The sequence below is a fragment of the Micromonospora sonneratiae genome, assembly GCF_042679305.1.
Taxonomy (GTDB): Bacteria; Actinomycetota; Actinomycetes; order Mycobacteriales; family Micromonosporaceae; genus Micromonospora_H; species Micromonospora_H sonneratiae.
On sequence record NZ_JBHTMP010000007.1, the window covers coordinates 26,790 to 42,554 of the forward strand.

The following is a 15,765-nucleotide window of genomic DNA, read 5'->3' on the forward strand; positions in this document are numbered from 1 at the left end:
GAGTGGGCATGGACGACCCGGTCCTGGCCGCCATCGCAACAGCCCTGGCGACAAGTGCCGTCACCGAACTGACTGCCGGCGGAAAGGCTGCCTTCAACGCGCTGGTGCGTCTCGTCCGGCGGAAAGCGGCCGAGCAGCCTGAGACCGGGAACGCACTCGTCGCGGCGCAAGATGACCCGTCGGACAAGCACCGGCTGGCGGAGCTGAACGCCGCACTGGCAGCTGCCGCGCAAAACGACCGGACCTTCGCCATCGAGCTGCACCGGCTATGGAACGAAATCAGGGCGGGTCGGCCTCAGGAGGACCACAGCGAGACCAGGAACACGATCTCCGGGCCGGTGACCGGCCAGGTCGTCCAGGCACGTGACATCCACGGCGGGGTGAGTTTCGGCTAGGACCGCCAGCGCGGGTGATGCCGGCGGCATCACCCAAACAGGTCGGGTAGATCAGAGCGCCTCAAAGTGACCCAAGCACACACCCCGGACAAAGGCTGACCAGGAGCACTGCTCAAAGATGAAGGCGGGACCGCTCGGATCTTTCGAATCACGAACCGCAACCGCATCCGCCACCTCAGCAACTTCCACGCACGAGCCACCGTTATCGCCACTGCGGGTACTCTTACGCCACCGCACGCCGGTCAGTTCAGTAGCTCGCTGGACAAAGGTCACGTCAACTCCTTGGCAAGATCTGCGATGAACTGCGTCGACTCCACCGGGTTTCTCGCCGCAGCACGTAGATAGTCGTACTTCAGCGTATAGTCCCGCACCTCATCCGGCTGCTCCAGGTACAACGCCCCGGTCTGGTTCTCAACGTAGATCACGGCTGGGTCAGCAGGGTCCGGGAAGTCCATGATCGTGAACGAACCGAGCACACAAGCGCCCGCACCGAAGGGCAACACTTGGAGCGAGACATTGGGTAGCTCAGCGACATCCAGCAACCTCCGCAGCTGACCGCGCAGCACGTCACGTCCGCCGATCGCCCGGCGTAGCACTGCCTCGTCGAGCACTGCCCGCATGAACATGCCCTGCTCAGTGACGAGCGTCTGCCGCTCCATACGCAGCCTTACACGGCGATCAACTTCGTCTGGCAGAAGTGGTATGACGGCTGCCTGGTACACGGCACGCGCATACTCCTCGGTTTGGAACAGTCCATGCACGAACTGCGACTCGTAGACCCCGAGGCCGGCAGCTTCGGACTCCAAGCCAACATAGACCTCGAACCACTCCGGGACAGCCTTGCCGTAGCCGTGCCACCAGCCACGCTGCCGCGCCTCTCTTGCGAGGTTTACCAGCACTGCCTGTTCATCCGCAGGCACTTGGTAGAGATCCAGTAACGCTCGCAGGTCTGGCGGCCGGATACCCGTTTGAGCCGTCTCGATCCGAGACAGCCTTGAGTGGGAACTATCAATATGGCTGGCCGCCCGTTCCAGGGTGAACCCGGCGACCTCACGCCGACGACGCAGTTCGGCAGCAAGCCGACGCCGACGCGCTGTTGGGCTGAACCTCTTGGCCACTCCGCCTCCTCATCAGTAGGCAACGCCAGCTCATTCAAGCGGATCAACAACCCTTCGTCCAGCAACACCCAAGTCACACATCCAAAGTTGCACATTGCAAATTGGACCACGCGGTGGGATGGTGTACGCAGTCCGTGAGGGCGCAATGACGCTGGAGGTACGTGTGATGCACAACAGCTCGCCGTACTGGAACCGGGAGCGTCGGGAACACGTGCGACCCGAGCTGACCGGCCACAGTGCACCGGAGGGTGAAGTCGCCCCCGAAATGGAGATCGTCCCTGGTCACGGGCGGATGCGTACCGACGATCCGGCGCGCGCGGCGCTCGCCGACCGCTATTGGTCGCACCACGTACCGGCCCGGCGGGCGCTCGGCACATGGGTGTTCCACCCGCACGACGACCGCCGGTGCCAGGCATGCCACGAGTCATGGCCATGTGCACCCCGGCTATGGGCTCAGCAGGTCCGAAATGAGCGATTGAGCCGGCCTGCCGCCGGCCGCCCACCGAAGCCCAGTGTCGTCCCTGGCCAGTCGCCCCAGCCAGGGACCGCGAAACACGACCACTTCCCGCCACCCGGTGTCCCCCACGGGGCGGCAGCGGCACGCGGCCGTGTTTCGCAGGCGGCAGCCGGATCCGGCAAACCGGCACCGCCGAATGTCACCGGGGAGGCGGGCTCGGACACCCGCCTCCCCGGTGACCCGCCGAACTGACCTGACAGCGACGACTTGGGAGGTACGCGTGACCCACAACAGTTCGCCGTATTGGGAGCGGGAGCGTCGGGAGAACATGCGGCCCGAGTCGACCGGCCAGAGTGCACCGTCCGAGCCGTACGCTGAGTTGTTCGCGGTGCTTGACCGGGCCGACGTGTCGGAGGCCGTGCGTGCGGCGTGCGCCCACGCGCTCAACCCGCCGCCCACTCCGATCGAGCCGGTCGACCCGGCCGACTACGCCGACGTGCTGGTCGACCGGATGTTGGCCGGTCGGGAGCAGGGGCCCAGGGTGCTGACCAGCAACAACGACCCGCGCAACCGATACACCCTGCACCTGACCTTCCCGGCCGCCAACCTGCCGGCGGCTCGGAGTCGGGCTGCCGCCTATGCCGGGGCGCTGGGCGCGCTCCGGCCCGAGCTGGGCTTCTACCCCGCCGTGCTCTCCCGGGCCGATGAATGGAACCACGTCGAGCCGGTCACCTGTGGCACGATCGGGCCGGAGAACGAGACCTGCGCCCGTACCACCGATCATCTGGGCTGCCATCGGGACAGCGCCGGTGGCCTGTGCTGGGGCGACGACGACTCGGCCGGTGACTTGCCCGGTGACAAGTGCCGCCACGGCGACACCACGGGCCGACGGTGAGTCAGGCCAGGGCGGGCGTGACCCCGCCGTACCCCCGGGTCCTTCCCTGCCGGCATTGCGGGCTCGTCGTCCTGCGCGACAACGACGGCAGGTGGATCCACGCCAGCCTCTCCTACACCTGCCGGGACCGTTGGGGCGGGGTGGCCGGCACCACCGCCGAACCTGCTGCTCTGCCCCCCGCGCCGCCCGCACCCACCGCCGCAACCAGGCATTCCACGACAGAGTCGTGGTACCCAGCCTGGGGTGACGGGTCCGCTACGGTATAACCCATGCCGGAGCAGACCCCCCCACCGCTGCTGCGGGACGTGATCGTCATCCCGGAGTCACCGTCCGCGAGCGACCTGGTCCTCAGGCTTGCCGACGGCGTCACCAACGCCGAGGAAACCCTCCGGGAGTACGTCATCCCGCCGCGCCTGGTCGACAACTTCGACCAGGCACTCCGGCTGATCCAGAACGCGCTCAACACCGGCGCCTCCCGGGCCGCCTATCTACACGCCTCGTTCGGTGCCGGTAAGTCACACTTCATGGCGGTTCTGCACGCGCTGCTACGCGGCGAACACGCGGCGCGCAAGCGGGACGAGTTCGCCCCGCTCCTCGCCCGGCACGACATGTGGCTGGACGGCCGGAAGTTCCTGCTGGTGCCCTATCACATGATGGGCGCGAAGTCGCTGGAGCAGCGGGTGCTCGGCGGCTACATCGAATACGTGCGCAAGCTGCATCCGGACAAGCGCATCCCGGCCGTACACCGTACCGATGCCCTGCTCGAGCAGAGCCAGCACCTGCGTGCCCAGATCGGCGACCGGGCGTTCATCGCCGGGCTCCCCGGCGGTGGCGAAGAGGATGACTGGGGCGACACCGCGGACGGCTGGACCAGCGAGAAGCTGGACACCGCATTCGCCGCCACCCCAGACGACGAGATCCGCCGATCCCTGGTAAACGACCTGCTCAGCACCTGGCAGCGGGGATTCTTCCGCAACGCGTTGGAGGACGCGGACGGGTTCGTCTCGCTCGACCGCGGACTCACCGAGATCGCCACACACGCCAAGGAGCTTGGCTACGACGGCCTCGTGCTCTTCCTCGACGAGTTGATCCTCTGGCTGGCCAACAGCATTGGAGACCAGCGCTTCGTCTCCCGCGAGATTCAGAAGATCACGAATTTCGTGGAGGGTGGCGACGCCCACCGCCCGATCCCGGTGATCACCTTCATCGCCCGCCAGCGCGACCTGCGCGAGTTGGTCGGCGAGGCCGTGACCGGCGCTCACGACCTGGCCTTCCAGGACACGCTCAACCTGGCCAGCGGCCGATTCGACGTGATCACGCTGGAGGACCGCAACCTACCGGAGATCACCCGCAAACGCCTGCTGAAGCGGGTCGGCGGCGACGGTAGCCCGGCCGACCAGGCGATCACGGAGGCATTCGAGCGGGTCCGACGGGTCCGATCGGACGTGTGGGACGTCTTGCTCGGCACCGACACCGGCAGCGGTGCCGACCTGGAATCGTTCCGCCTCACCTACCCGTTCAGCCCGGCCTTCATCTCCACCCTGGTCTACGTCTCCAGCGCGCTGCAACGATCCCGTACCGGCCTGAAACTGATGCGCCAACTACTCGTCGAACGCCGCGACGAACTACGGCTCGGCCAGCTCATCCCCCTCGGCGACCTCTACGACGTGCTCAGCCGGGGCGGCGACCAACCGTTCACCGACCGCCTGAAGGTCGAGTTCGAAACCGCGCAGAAGCTCTACCAGAACCAGCTGCGCCCCTACCTCATGGACCAGCACAACGTCAGTGACGACGATCTGGACCGCGCCCGGCACGGCGAACAGCTCGACCCTGCGCTCGCAGGCCGGGTGCGCGCGTTCACCGGGGACGACCGGCTGATCAAGACCCTGTTGCTGGCCGCGCTGGCCCCCTCCGTACCGGCACTGCATAACCTGACGCCACGCAAGCTCTCCGCGCTCAACCACGGCAGCATCACCAGCCCGATCCCCGGTGGCGAGGTCGGGCTGATCAACCGGAGGATCGAGCAGTGGGCCGCCCGCTTCGGCGAGATCAAGATGCTCGACGGCGACGGGGTACAGCTCGAACTGGTCGGCGTCGACGTGGGCAGCGTGCTCAACAACGCCCGCCACTTCGACACCCTCGGCGGCCGGCAGAACATGGTCAAGCGCCTACTCTGGGAAGAGCTGGGCGTCACCGCCACCGAAAGCTACTTCGACCAGGCACACCTGATCTGGCGCGGCAGCCGGCGCACCATCGAAGTTGTCTACGGCAACATCCGCGACCCCGACCAGCTACGCGAGGACGCCTTCCACCCGTTCACGCCCAACACCTGGCGTCTGGTCATCGACTACCCGTTCGATGAGGGCACCCACAGCCCCGCCGAGGACCGCAACCGGGTACTCGGCTTCAGCTTCACCGCTCGTACCGTCTGCTGGATTCCCGCCACGCTGACCGTCAACCGGCAAACCGACCTCGGTCGGCTGGTCACGCTCGACGCGCTGCTCAGCGGCCCGTCGAGCCGATTCGAACTCGCTGCCAAACACCTCAGCGAGGACGACCGGCGGCGGGCCCACGCGACCCTCACCAACCAGCGCGACGCCCTGCTCGTGGCCATGAAAGGCGTGCTGCGCCAGGCGTACGGGGTGGCGAACAAGCAGGCGGCCGACGTGCTCACCACGTACACCGACCACCTGATCAGCCTCACCGACCCGCGCGAGTTGACCCTGCCGGTCGGCGCGAAACTCAGTGCGGTGCTGCCCTGGCTGGCCGACCAGATGCTCAGCGCCCAATACCCGGCCCACCCGGACTTCGACCCCGACCGCAGAGGCGAGTCCGTGCGGGCCGCCGACCTGCGCACCGTGCTGGAATACGTACGCCGGGCCGTCGAGTCGGGCGACGACCGGGTCGAGGTCGAAAAGAAGGACCGCGCGGTGCTCCGCCGCATAGTCAACCCGCTCGGGCTCGGCGAGATGCACGAGGCCGCGTACGTGCTCGACCGCCAGTGGGTCGAGCATTTCCAACACCGGGCCAACCAGGAGGGCATCACCAGCGACATCCGGGTCACCGACCTGGTGCGCTGGCTGGACGAACCGAAGCCACGCGGCCTAGAGCCATTGGTCGCCCAGCTCGTCATGGCTGCCTTCGCCGAACAGACCGACCGCACCTGGGTCCGGCACGGATCGGTCATGACACCGCAGCCCGAACTGTCCGCGATCAACAACGACCTGGCCCTGCGTACCCCCGAACGCCCGGACGAGGATGACTGGAGCCTCGCCCGGGACCGGGCCATGCACCTGTTCGGCTTCATGCCGCCCACCCTGGCCCGTGGTCGCCTCGTCGCCATGTTCGTGCAGGATCTTTCCCGGCAGGCACGCCAGCACCGGGAAGCCGCACACCTGCTGGCAGCCGAACTGGAACGGCACGCCGACCGGCTCGGACTCGACCCCGCCGCCACCACCGGGCGACTACACACCGCGTACGCCGCCCGGGACCTGCTCGACGGGCTGGACAGTCGCCACCGCGACATCGACATCGTCAAGCAGATCGCGCACACCGACCTGGGCGGTCCGCCACAGCGTGCCGGAAAGAGCATCCGAAGCGCGTACGAGGTCGTCCAGGCCCTTCGTAACACCTCCTGGGACAACTTCGACCTGCTGGCTGAACTGGGCGACCCCTGGACCGCCGAGGCGGTGGAGATCCTCACGGCACTACGGCAGGCCGCGAACGACGACGAACTCACCACCCCGCTGGCCGCTGCTCTGAGCCGGGCCCGCGCCCACGCCACCGACCTGCTCCGCCGGGTGACCCGGAGCCAGCACCGGCCGCCGTCACCGGGGGATGGCACCGGCCGCGTTCCGCACCAGCCACCAACGCCCGGTACGGAGACCACGCCGTCCTCCGGTGACACTGGGCCCGACCCCGGCTCGACCGAACACGGCACCAAGCTGATAGACGTCGACGACCTGGACGAGTTGCTGGAGACGCTACGCAAGGTAGCCGGGCGCAATCCGGGCCGACGGCTCCAGGTCAACTGGCAGGTACGGCAGTGATCGTCACCGCGTCGTCCTCCCACGCGCTGCCGGTCAACCCGCACACCCTCGCCCAACGGATCGAACGCCGGTTACGTGCCCACCGGCGGGGTGGCAAGCCCGAACCGGTGCTGCTGGTCAGCGCTGCGCCGGTGTGGCCGTACGACCCGATCCTGCCCGTCAACGACACACTGCGGGTACGGGTCGTACCCTGCATCTCCACCCTGGCCATCTGGGAGCAACTGGCCGAGTCCCACGAACTGCCCACCGCGATCCTGACCGACCTTCCGGAAGAGGAACTGGGCATCGGCATCCTCAGCCGGGTGCACCGACGCCGGATCGTCAGCATGGACCCGTGGACCCTGATCACCGAGGCATTCGGCGCACAACAACTGGATCCCCGGCTGAAGGAACTTTCCTGGGCCGGTCGGGCCCTGGTCGAAGCCACCCCGCCCGGCGGGTGGCCCCGACTGCCCGGAATCGTGCTGCAACGCGACACCGCACTGCGGCACCTGGCCGTAGAACGACTACAACTCGCACAGCTGGGGACCGCGTCCGAGGACGTCGACCCGTCCAGCCTGCTGCGTTGGAGTGCCGCACCGGTCGCACCACAGTCGCTGGCGACTCTGTCCGAGGCTGAGCGGACCGGCCTTCTCGACTGGCTGACCAGCGAGTTCGGGCCTGCGGTACGCGTGATGGCGGCACTGCACGAGGTCGGGCACGTCACCGACACGTTGCCCCTCGGGCTGGTGTGCGAGGCGCTCTGGGCGGCCGACGACCCCGACAGCCTCCGCGCACAGGGGCGGGTCGACCAGTACCTGGGCGGCATTCATCTTGACCCGGACACCATCGCCTCATTCGCCGCCACCGCCAACCGGACCATGGTCGGCCTGCTGACCACCGCACTCGGACGCGAGAACATTCGGGCAGCAGCACGCGACAGTGGGTTCCAGCGTGGGGGCGGCGAAGCCGATCCCCGCCAACTGGCCCACTCCGTACTCGACCGGGCCGAGGAACTGCTGCTCGGTTTCGCCGCGACCGGGGCCGCCCACCACAGTGACATCTTGCGATCAAGCTTCACCCACCGGCTCGGCGAGGCCGCCCAGGCACTGAATCTCGCCGCCAAGGGCGGCGCCACGCCCGAGACGCTCACCGCAGCCGGTCAGGCCATCGACCACCTGGCCAACCATCACCTTGCGGCGCACTACCCGCACCGCGTCCAACGAGCCGAAATGGCGCTACGCCTTGCCCGCTGGCTGGCCGAGCCGGCCCCCGCTCCACTCGGCGTGGCCGAAGGCGTCGGCCGCCAAATCGAGCAGTGGTCCTGGGTCGACCTGGCCCTGGACCACGTCTGGACCGGCGAGGACGCGCACGCGGGTCTGGCCGCTGCCTATAAGTTGATCCACGACCAGGCTCTGCGCCGCCGTCGTGAACTGGACCGGGCGTTCGCCGTCCACCTCGCCACGTGGACAGGCAGCGGCGGTAAGCCCGGAGATCTGCTCACCGTCGAGACGGTGTTGCCCCGGGTGGTCGCGCCCCTGGTCCAGGAAGGCAATCGTCCGGTCCTGGTCGTGGTGATCGACGGGATGACGGCTGCCATCGCTGCCGACCTCGGCGATCAACTGGCCAAACAGGGCTGGCTGGAATACGACCCGCTGGCCAGCCGGCCCGGTCGGAAGACAGATGCCCGACGCCGGGGAGTCGTCGCTGCACTACCCACGGTGACCACCGTGTCGCGTGCCTCCCTGCTGGCTGGCGCGCTCCGCACCGGCGGGCAGTCCGAGGAGCGTTCGGCGTTCGAAGGGAACCCGCTCTGGCAGGGGCGACCCGCGAAGCTGTTCCACAAGAGCACCCTCCAGGGCGAGGCCGGTGAGGTACTCAGCGACAAGGTGATCCGCGCCCTGAGCGACCCTCGCACTGTTGTCGGCGTGGTCGTCAACACTGTCGACGATGGGCTGCGGTACGGCCGGGAGAGCGCTGACGCGGGCTGGCGGATCGACAACCTCGGCGTGCTGCGAGCACTGCTCGACTACGCCCGCTACCAGGGACGGGCGGTGATCCTGACCAGCGACCACGGGCACATACCAGAGCGGGAAGGTGTCCTCCGGTCGGTTGTCGAACCGGTGTCCGCCCGCCACCGGACCGATCCGGCACCGGCCACCGACGGGGAGGTCGAATTGGCCGGACCCCGGGTGGTCACCGACGGCGGGCGGGTGATCGCACTCTGGGACCCGCAAGCGCGCTACCTGCCTCGTCAGGCCGGCTACCACGGTGGGGCGTCGCTGGCCGAGGTAACCGTGCCGCTGTTGGCGCTGCTGCCCCTCGGCGCGGCGGCACCATCCGGTTGGCGCCTGCTCGGACCACAGCACCCGCACTGGTGGTCGACGACAGTCGAGGAGGCCGCAGGCTCAGCCGGTGTCTCCACGCAGCCAGCAAAGCCGGCACCGGTACGGCGAAGCGACGCGAAGCGGAGCAGCCCGGCCACGACCGGCACCCCGCTGTTCGAACTGCCAACCGAAGCTCCCACCGCCCTGGCCGCGCCGGCCGCCCAGACATCGGCCGACGAGCCTGACGGCCTGGTGAACGCACTAATCGCATCGGAGATATTCGAAGCCCAGCATTCCCTGACCCCACGGAAGATGGCAATCAGCAAGATCCGGGGAGCACTCACCGCACTGGTGGACGCAAACGGCATCCTGCCCACCGTGCTCGTCGCCGAAAAAGCTGGCGAACAGCCGGCCCGAGCCACCGGGTTCGTGACCACCCTGCAACGCATCTTCAACGTCGACAACTTCCCCATCCTGTCCCTGATCGACGACGGTCGTACCGTACGGCTGGACATGGCGTTGCTCCGTGAACAGTTCCAACTCCCCGGAGGACGATCATGAGTACCCGGGTGAGCAGCGCCCGGCGACGTCAGGTGCTGGACGCGCTGCGTCGTGGTGCCGTACCCGAATCCGGCCTGGACCTGCTGGCAATCGGCCTGGATCGGTTCACGACGGCAGTCACCGAGGACATCGACACGATCCGTACGGGCGGTGCGGTGTTCAAGGCCATCCGGGGCGAGTACGGCTCCGGCAAGACGTTCTTCACCCGCTGGCTGGCGGAGCAGGCCAAACGGGCCAATCTCGCCACCGCCGAAGTGCAGGTCTCCGAGAACGAGACCCCGCTACACCGGCTGGAGACGGTCTACCGCCGACTCATCGAACGGCTGACGACCGCCACCTTCCCACCCAGTGCGCTACGGGCTGTTGTCGATGCCTGGTTCTATGCACTGGAGGACGATGTCCTGGGCAGTGGAACGGTGGACCCTGCCGACCAGGCGGCGGTCGACCGCGCTGTCGAGGAACTTCTCGGTCAACGGCTAAACGTCGTCGGCCGGACCGCGCCGACATTCGCCACCGCGCTGCGCGGCTACCGGGCCGCCGTCACAAGCGGTGACGCGGCGGGGGCCGACGCCGTACTTGCCTGGCTCGGTGGACAGCCGCACGTCTCCGCCGTCGCTCGCCGACATGCCGGCATCCGGGGTGACCTCGACCATTTCGGCGCCCTCGGCTTCCTGCAGGGACTGCTGGTGGTGCTGCGCGACTGCGGCTACCCGGGTCTGCTACTGGTGCTGGACGAGGTGGAGACGCTGCAACGAGTCCGCTCTGACGCCCGTGACAAGGCGCTGAACGCACTCCGACAGCTTGTGGACGAAGTTCACTCCGGCCGCTTTCCCGGCCTGTACCTCGTCATCACCGGCACGCCGGCGTTCTACGACGGTCCCCAGGGAATCGCGCGGCTGGCCCCGCTCGCCCAACGACTCGCCACCGACTTTCCGAACAACCCCGACTTTGACAACCCCCGGGCGGTGCAGCTACGTCTGCCCGGGTTCACCGTCGACTCACTCGTCGAACTCGGTGCCCGAGTACGCGATCTGTTCGCCGACGGCAGCCCCGTCCGCGACCGTCTGGTCCACCTCGCCGACGACCTATATCTGGCCGACCTTGCCGCAGCCCTGGCAGGTCAACTCGGCGGCAAGGTCGGAATCGCCCCGCGGCTCTTCCTCAAGAAACTCGTCGCTGGCGTACTGGACCCGATCGAGTTGCACCCGAACTTCGATCCACGCCGAGACTTCGCCCTCACTGTGGCGCGCACCGAGATGACCGAGGTAGAACGTAACGCCACCCGAGCAGACGAAATCGCCCTGGACCTACCGTGAAAGCAGACCCGCGGGCCGAAGCAAGCGATGCTCAGGCGGGCAGGCCGCTTCACCCGGTACTGCTGCACCACATCGTCAATACCTTGGGCTGGGCCCGCCTTCGCGAACTACAGGAGGCGGCGATTGCTCCCCTACTCGAAGGTGAGGACGCGCTACTGCTGGCCGGCACCGCCAGTGGCAAGACCGAGGCAGCCGTCTTCCCGCTGTTGTCCAAGATGGCCAGCCAGCAGTGGGCTGGCCTCTCGGTGCTGTACGTCTGCCCGCTCAAGGCACTCCTGAACAACCTCGAACCCCGGCTGGCCAGCTACTTCTCCTGGCTGGGCCGTCGTGCTGCGGTCTGGCATGGAGACGTACCCGTCTCCGCCCGCCGGTCGATCCTGCGGGACCGGCCCGATCTTCTCCTGACCACGCCAGAGTCCATCGAGTCGATGCTGGTAAGCGTCAACGTCGACCATTCCCTGCTCTTTGCAGACCTACAGGCGGTTGTCGTCGACGAAGTACACGCCTTCGCAGGTGACGACAGAGGCTGGCACCTGCTGGCCGTGCTCGAACGGATAAGTCACCTTGTCGGGCGTCCGCTACAACGAATTGGGTTGTCCGCGACCGTTGGTAATCCGGAGGAACTACTTGCCTGGCTACAGGGCGCGGAAGCCAATCGCCGGCCAGGACGGGTGATCGCCCCACACCTCGACTTCCCCACATCAGCGCCGCTGCAGAGCACCGACCCCCTCTCCGCGCCACCACCCGGCGAAATCGAGCTCGACTACGTCGGCTCCCTCCAGAACGCCGCGACAGTGATCGCGTCCCTGCATCAGGGCGAGAAGCGGCTGGTCTTCTGCGAATCCCGCCAGGAGGTGGAGGAACTTGGGCAACTTCTGCGGCTGAAAGGCATCACCACCTTCCTCTCCCACGCATCCCTCGCCCTGGACGAGCGTCGGCGTTCGGAGCAGGCCTTCGCCGAGGCCCGTAACTGCGTCATCGTCTCCACCAGCACCCTCGAACTCGGCATCGACGTCGGGGACCTCGACCGCGTCATCCAGATAGGTGCACCACGTTCGGTCGCCTCGTTCCTGCAACGTCTCGGACGTACCGGCCGACGGCCCGGCGCAACCCGCAACTGCCTGTTCCTTGCACCGGATCGACCAAGCCTGCTCCGCGCCGCTGGTCTGCTGCTGCTCTGGGGCCGCGGTTGGATAGAACCCGTCGTTGCCCCACCAGAGCCGCGGCATATCGTCGCCCAGCAGATCCTTGCCCTGTGCCTCCAGGAACGCCAGATCGGCGACCACGTATGGCACGAATGGTGGAACGGTCTCGACCCGTTCACCAGGTCCGCTGACGTGATCTTGCGCTACCTCGTCGAACAGGGTTACCTACAACGCGACGGCGACATGCTATTCATCGGCCCCGAAGCCGAACTTCGATTCGGACATCGTCACTTCATGTCCATGACCGCCGTCTTCACCGCTCCTCCCGAGTTCACGGTGCTGGCTGGACGCACCGAGCTCGGCCGAATCGACCCAAGCCTGCTGACTGAACAGATACAGGGCCCACGTCGGCTTCTCCTCGGCGGGCGAAGTTGGCAGGTCACCTACGTCGACTGGAAGCGTCGCCGGTGCTTCGTCGAACCAGTCGACGGCGGAGGGAAGGCAAGATGGACCGGGATGGGGTTGGCCGGCCACTCATTCGAGTTGAGCCGGGCGATGCGCGAGGTGGTGCTCGGTGCCGAACCACCCGTATCGCTCACCCGACGAGCTGTCGATCAGCTGGCAGAGCTTCGGCAGCAGCACCTGCCCGCCGCCCACCCGGGTGGGACGATGGTCACCCGTCTCACCTCGGGTGACGTGTACTGGTGGACCTGGGCGGGGTTCCGTACCAACGCCACGCTGACGAGCACCCTGGCCGGCCTTACCGACCCGATGCAGGAACCTACGGATCTCTACCTCCGCCTCCGTCGGGACCTGAACCCCGCCGAATGGAAGGTCGGAATCGCCGACGCCGCTGACCGGCTGTGCCTACCGGACGTGGACGAGAAAGCGCTCAGCGGCCTGAAGTTCAACACAGCCCTACCGCAGCGTCTGGCCCTCGCCACACTGGCCACCAGGCTGGCCGACCTGCCCGGCGCCCTGGCTGTGCTCAAGGAGCCGAGCCGCTTTGTCATCACCCACTGACTAGTCGGCCCTAGGCTCCTACGCTGTGGGCGGCTACTACGACCTCTTCCTCTCGCTCGAACTACAGCCTGACCTGCCCGAGGAGATCCTGCACGAGATCCGGTGGCACCTACGGCTGACCGACGAGCCACCGACCGAGTTCCGCGCCTTCAGCGCCCCTGACTGGTATGACGAAACTCCCTATCCGTTCTTCAACGGCACGACGGGAAGCCACGCCTTCGACGGTGTCGACGTGACCGCCCTGCTGCCCGCCACACATCGGCTGTACCCCGATGGTCGGCAGCGTTGGCTGATGACCGTTCGTAGCTGCGTGCACGAGGACGAACTCGGCTACGCCATGGACCTCGTCAGGTGGCTGGCGTCGTACGCCACCACCACCGGTTGGATCGGCTACCTCGGCTACACCGCAGATCCCGCCCCGAAGTTCATGTACTACGTCGACGGCACGCTCAAGTTCCGCGAACCGGCCGGCCCGCATCGAGCCAGCTGACCGTTACCGAGGTCGGCCTCAATCCACCAGGAACGTACGGCGGACCTCGTCGAGCAGCTCGCGATAGTGGTCCCGACCGAAGGTGACCGCTGCTGCGAAGAGAGCATCCAGCGCAGCCTGTAGCGGGTCCGCCTCGGCTGCCCCGAAAAGCGCGGGGACTGCCATGCCCTGCTGCAACATGTCGTGGTGCCGCCCATCAAGCGACGTAACGAGGGTCCGGGGCATCTGCTCGTCGGCGTGAAAGCGCTGCCACACCTCAGTGTCGTCCGTGAACGGTGGGGGTAGTGGCTCGCCCCGGTCCAGTGCGGCAAGCGCCGGCGCCGTCCAGTCGAGTTCGGCAAGCCCTGCCCTCTGGTAGGCACGCCACGCAGCCCACCTGGCGATCTTGCGCTGTGTCTGGGCAGGCGCGTCGCCGATGGCGTGTACGAGATCCGGATCGAGGCTGACCATCCCGAATACGTTGCCGCGGACGTTACGGAGCCGCTCGGTTGGTAACCGTCCGCCCCAGCGTCGCGCTTCGTCGTGCCGCTGCCGCTCCTGGCGTACGCGCTGCGCTTCTGCCTGCGCCCGGCGCTCCGCCTCTGCCTTCTCCTCGGGCGACGGCGGCGGTGGCAGACCACGGGCGTGGCGGTGCCAGTAGGCAGCGTTGGCGCTGGTCTGCCTCACCACCTGATCGGGTCGGGCCGGGCTCGGCCAGAACTGGAGGAGGTACCGGTCGAGTTGCGGCTCACCATCGATCCGGGTGTCCCGCTTCCGCGCCTCGTCCCTACCCGTGCCGCAGTATCGGACCCGGTATTCGACCTGTTCCAGGGCAAGCAGCTCGTACGCTGCACCGCCCCACTCGATGAGGATCACCTCCGACGTCTCAGGCATGAACGAGACCTCGACGATCTCCTCCCAGGCGTCGTCCAGCGGTGGTGTCTCGTCGTGCAGTTCGATGGTGAACCCGACGCGGCCGGTGTGCAGCCCGGTGATGAGGAACAGTGAGCCCGGCACGGCAGCGCCGCAGATCCCGTTCGTCTGGCCAGCGAAGGCGGCGCGCAGGCCTCCCTCACCTGGCGTGGCTCCGCTCTTGACGTAGATCTGGCTGTAGTGGACATGCCGTTCACCGCTGAACAGGGTCCGCAACTGCTGCTCTCTTCTCTCGAACTCGACCGGCTCTGGCCCCGACCAGGTCAGGGCACGACACGGTAGTGGGTGGTCAGCCGCCGCGCGTCATCGAGTACGTGGAACGCGAGCGCTGGCGGCTGTGACCGGTCCACGGGCTCGTCACCCTCCCAGGGCAGGCGCAGGGTCCAGGTCACCGCCGGACCCACCAGCATCGGTCGGCCGGCGAGGGTGGAGGCAGCGGCGGTGTGCGCATGTCCGGTGACGACCGCGACGACCTCGGGATGTCTGGCCAACAGGTCGGTCAGGTCATCGGGGTTACGCAGTCGGATTCCGTCGAGCAGTGGGTGGTGCAGCTCGACCGGCGGATGGTGGAACGCGATCAGAGCTGGGACCTCGCCGTCCAGTTCATCGAGGGTGGCGGCCAGCCAGTCGAGGGTCTCGGTGTCGAGGCGTCCAGCAGCGTTGTCGGGGATGGTCGAGTCGCACATCAGGACTGCCAGGTCCCCGACGCGGTGCAGCTGGTTGACCGGTCCGTCGGCCGCAGGCTCACCCAGCAACGTCGTACGGTAGGCGCTTCGGACGTCATGGTTGCCCGGACAGGTCAGGACCGGAAACGGTACGGCCAGCAGCCGTGCGGCCTCCTCGTATTCGGCCGGATCGCCGTTGTCGGCTATGTCCCCGGTGACCAGCAGGGCGTCGACCGGCCGGGGCAGTTCCCGGAGGTGGTCGATGACCCGGGCAGCTCGCTCGGTCGCCCGCTCGGTGCCGTCCAGGTGCAGGTCACTGATCTGGGCCAGCAGGATCATCAGGTCCTCGTTTCTGCTTCCGGTCCATCGCTGCCTGCCACCTCGGCCCCGGCCAGTCCATGATGCCGCGAACCGCACGCTGTGTTCCGTACCT

General features: G+C 67.4%; 11 protein-coding genes. 7 read left to right on the forward strand and 4 right to left on the reverse strand.

What is annotated here, in order from left to right:
• The first annotated feature begins 8 nt into the window (after positions 1 to 8).
• Positions 9 to 395: a hypothetical protein gene (locus tag ACFQ4H_RS06425; RefSeq protein ID WP_377568001.1), complete on the forward strand. Its 387-nt coding sequence runs from the start codon at positions 9 to 11 to the stop codon at positions 393 to 395.
• 51 nt (positions 396 to 446) lie between these two features.
• Here the strand turns inward: ACFQ4H_RS06425 and ACFQ4H_RS06430 are convergent, their stop codons facing one another.
• Both ACFQ4H_RS06430 and ACFQ4H_RS06435 read right to left on the reverse strand, forming a co-directional pair.
• Positions 447 to 668, reverse strand: coding sequence for a DUF397 domain-containing protein (locus tag ACFQ4H_RS06430; protein ID WP_377568003.1), 222 nt, complete (start codon positions 666 to 668; stop codon positions 447 to 449).
• Positions 665 to 1,513, reverse strand: coding sequence for a helix-turn-helix domain-containing protein (locus tag ACFQ4H_RS06435; protein ID WP_377568005.1), 849 nt, complete (start codon positions 1,511 to 1,513; stop codon positions 665 to 667). Before ACFQ4H_RS06435 ends, ACFQ4H_RS06430 begins: the two co-directional genes overlap by 4 nt.
• 737 nt (positions 1,514 to 2,250) lie before the next feature.
• On the opposite strand from ACFQ4H_RS06435, the gene ACFQ4H_RS06440 reads away from it, so the two are divergent.
• The 6 genes from ACFQ4H_RS06440 (at position 2,251) to ACFQ4H_RS06465 (ending at position 13,755) form a co-directional block, all read left to right on the forward strand.
• Positions 2,251 to 2,865: a hypothetical protein gene (locus tag ACFQ4H_RS06440; RefSeq protein ID WP_377568007.1), complete on the forward strand. Its 615-nt coding sequence runs from the start codon at positions 2,251 to 2,253 to the stop codon at positions 2,863 to 2,865.
• 269 nt (positions 2,866 to 3,134) lie between these two features.
• Positions 3,135 to 6,914, forward strand: coding sequence for a hypothetical protein (locus ACFQ4H_RS06445; protein ID WP_377568009.1), 3,780 nt, complete (start codon positions 3,135 to 3,137; stop codon positions 6,912 to 6,914).
• Complete coding sequence (gene pglZ, locus ACFQ4H_RS06450) at positions 6,911 to 9,781, forward strand: BREX-2 system phosphatase PglZ (protein WP_377568011.1); 2,871 nt, start codon at positions 6,911 to 6,913, stop codon at positions 9,779 to 9,781. The genes ACFQ4H_RS06445 and pglZ overlap by 4 nt, the downstream gene beginning before the upstream one ends.
• Entirely contained in the window at positions 9,778 to 11,097 is a 1,320-nt protein-coding gene (brxD, locus tag ACFQ4H_RS06455) for a BREX system ATP-binding protein BrxD (protein ID WP_377568013.1), read from the forward strand. The genes pglZ and brxD overlap by 4 nt, the downstream gene beginning before the upstream one ends.
• Positions 11,098 to 11,180: 83 nt before the next feature.
• The gene (locus ACFQ4H_RS06460) at positions 11,181 to 13,265 is read left to right on the forward strand and encodes a DEAD/DEAH box helicase (protein ID WP_377568015.1); all 2,085 of its coding nucleotides are present in this window, start codon (positions 11,181 to 11,183) and stop codon (positions 13,263 to 13,265) included.
• 25 nt (positions 13,266 to 13,290) lie between these two features.
• The gene (locus ACFQ4H_RS06465; RefSeq protein WP_377568017.1) at positions 13,291 to 13,755 is read left to right on the forward strand and encodes a hypothetical protein; all 465 of its coding nucleotides are present in this window, start codon (positions 13,291 to 13,293) and stop codon (positions 13,753 to 13,755) included.
• A gap of 18 nt (positions 13,756 to 13,773) precedes the next feature.
• On the opposite strand, the gene ACFQ4H_RS06470 is transcribed toward ACFQ4H_RS06465, so the two are convergent.
• Together ACFQ4H_RS06470 and ACFQ4H_RS06475 are read right to left on the reverse strand one after the other, a co-directional pair.
• Positions 13,774 to 14,883 (reverse strand): hypothetical protein, encoded by a 1,110-nt coding sequence (locus ACFQ4H_RS06470; protein ID WP_377568019.1) that lies wholly within the window; start codon positions 14,881 to 14,883, stop codon positions 13,774 to 13,776.
• 47 nt (positions 14,884 to 14,930) lie between these two features.
• Entirely contained in the window at positions 14,931 to 15,671 is a 741-nt protein-coding gene (locus tag ACFQ4H_RS06475) for a phosphodiesterase (protein WP_377568020.1), read from the reverse strand.
• Between the last annotated feature and the right edge of the window lie 94 nt (positions 15,672 to 15,765).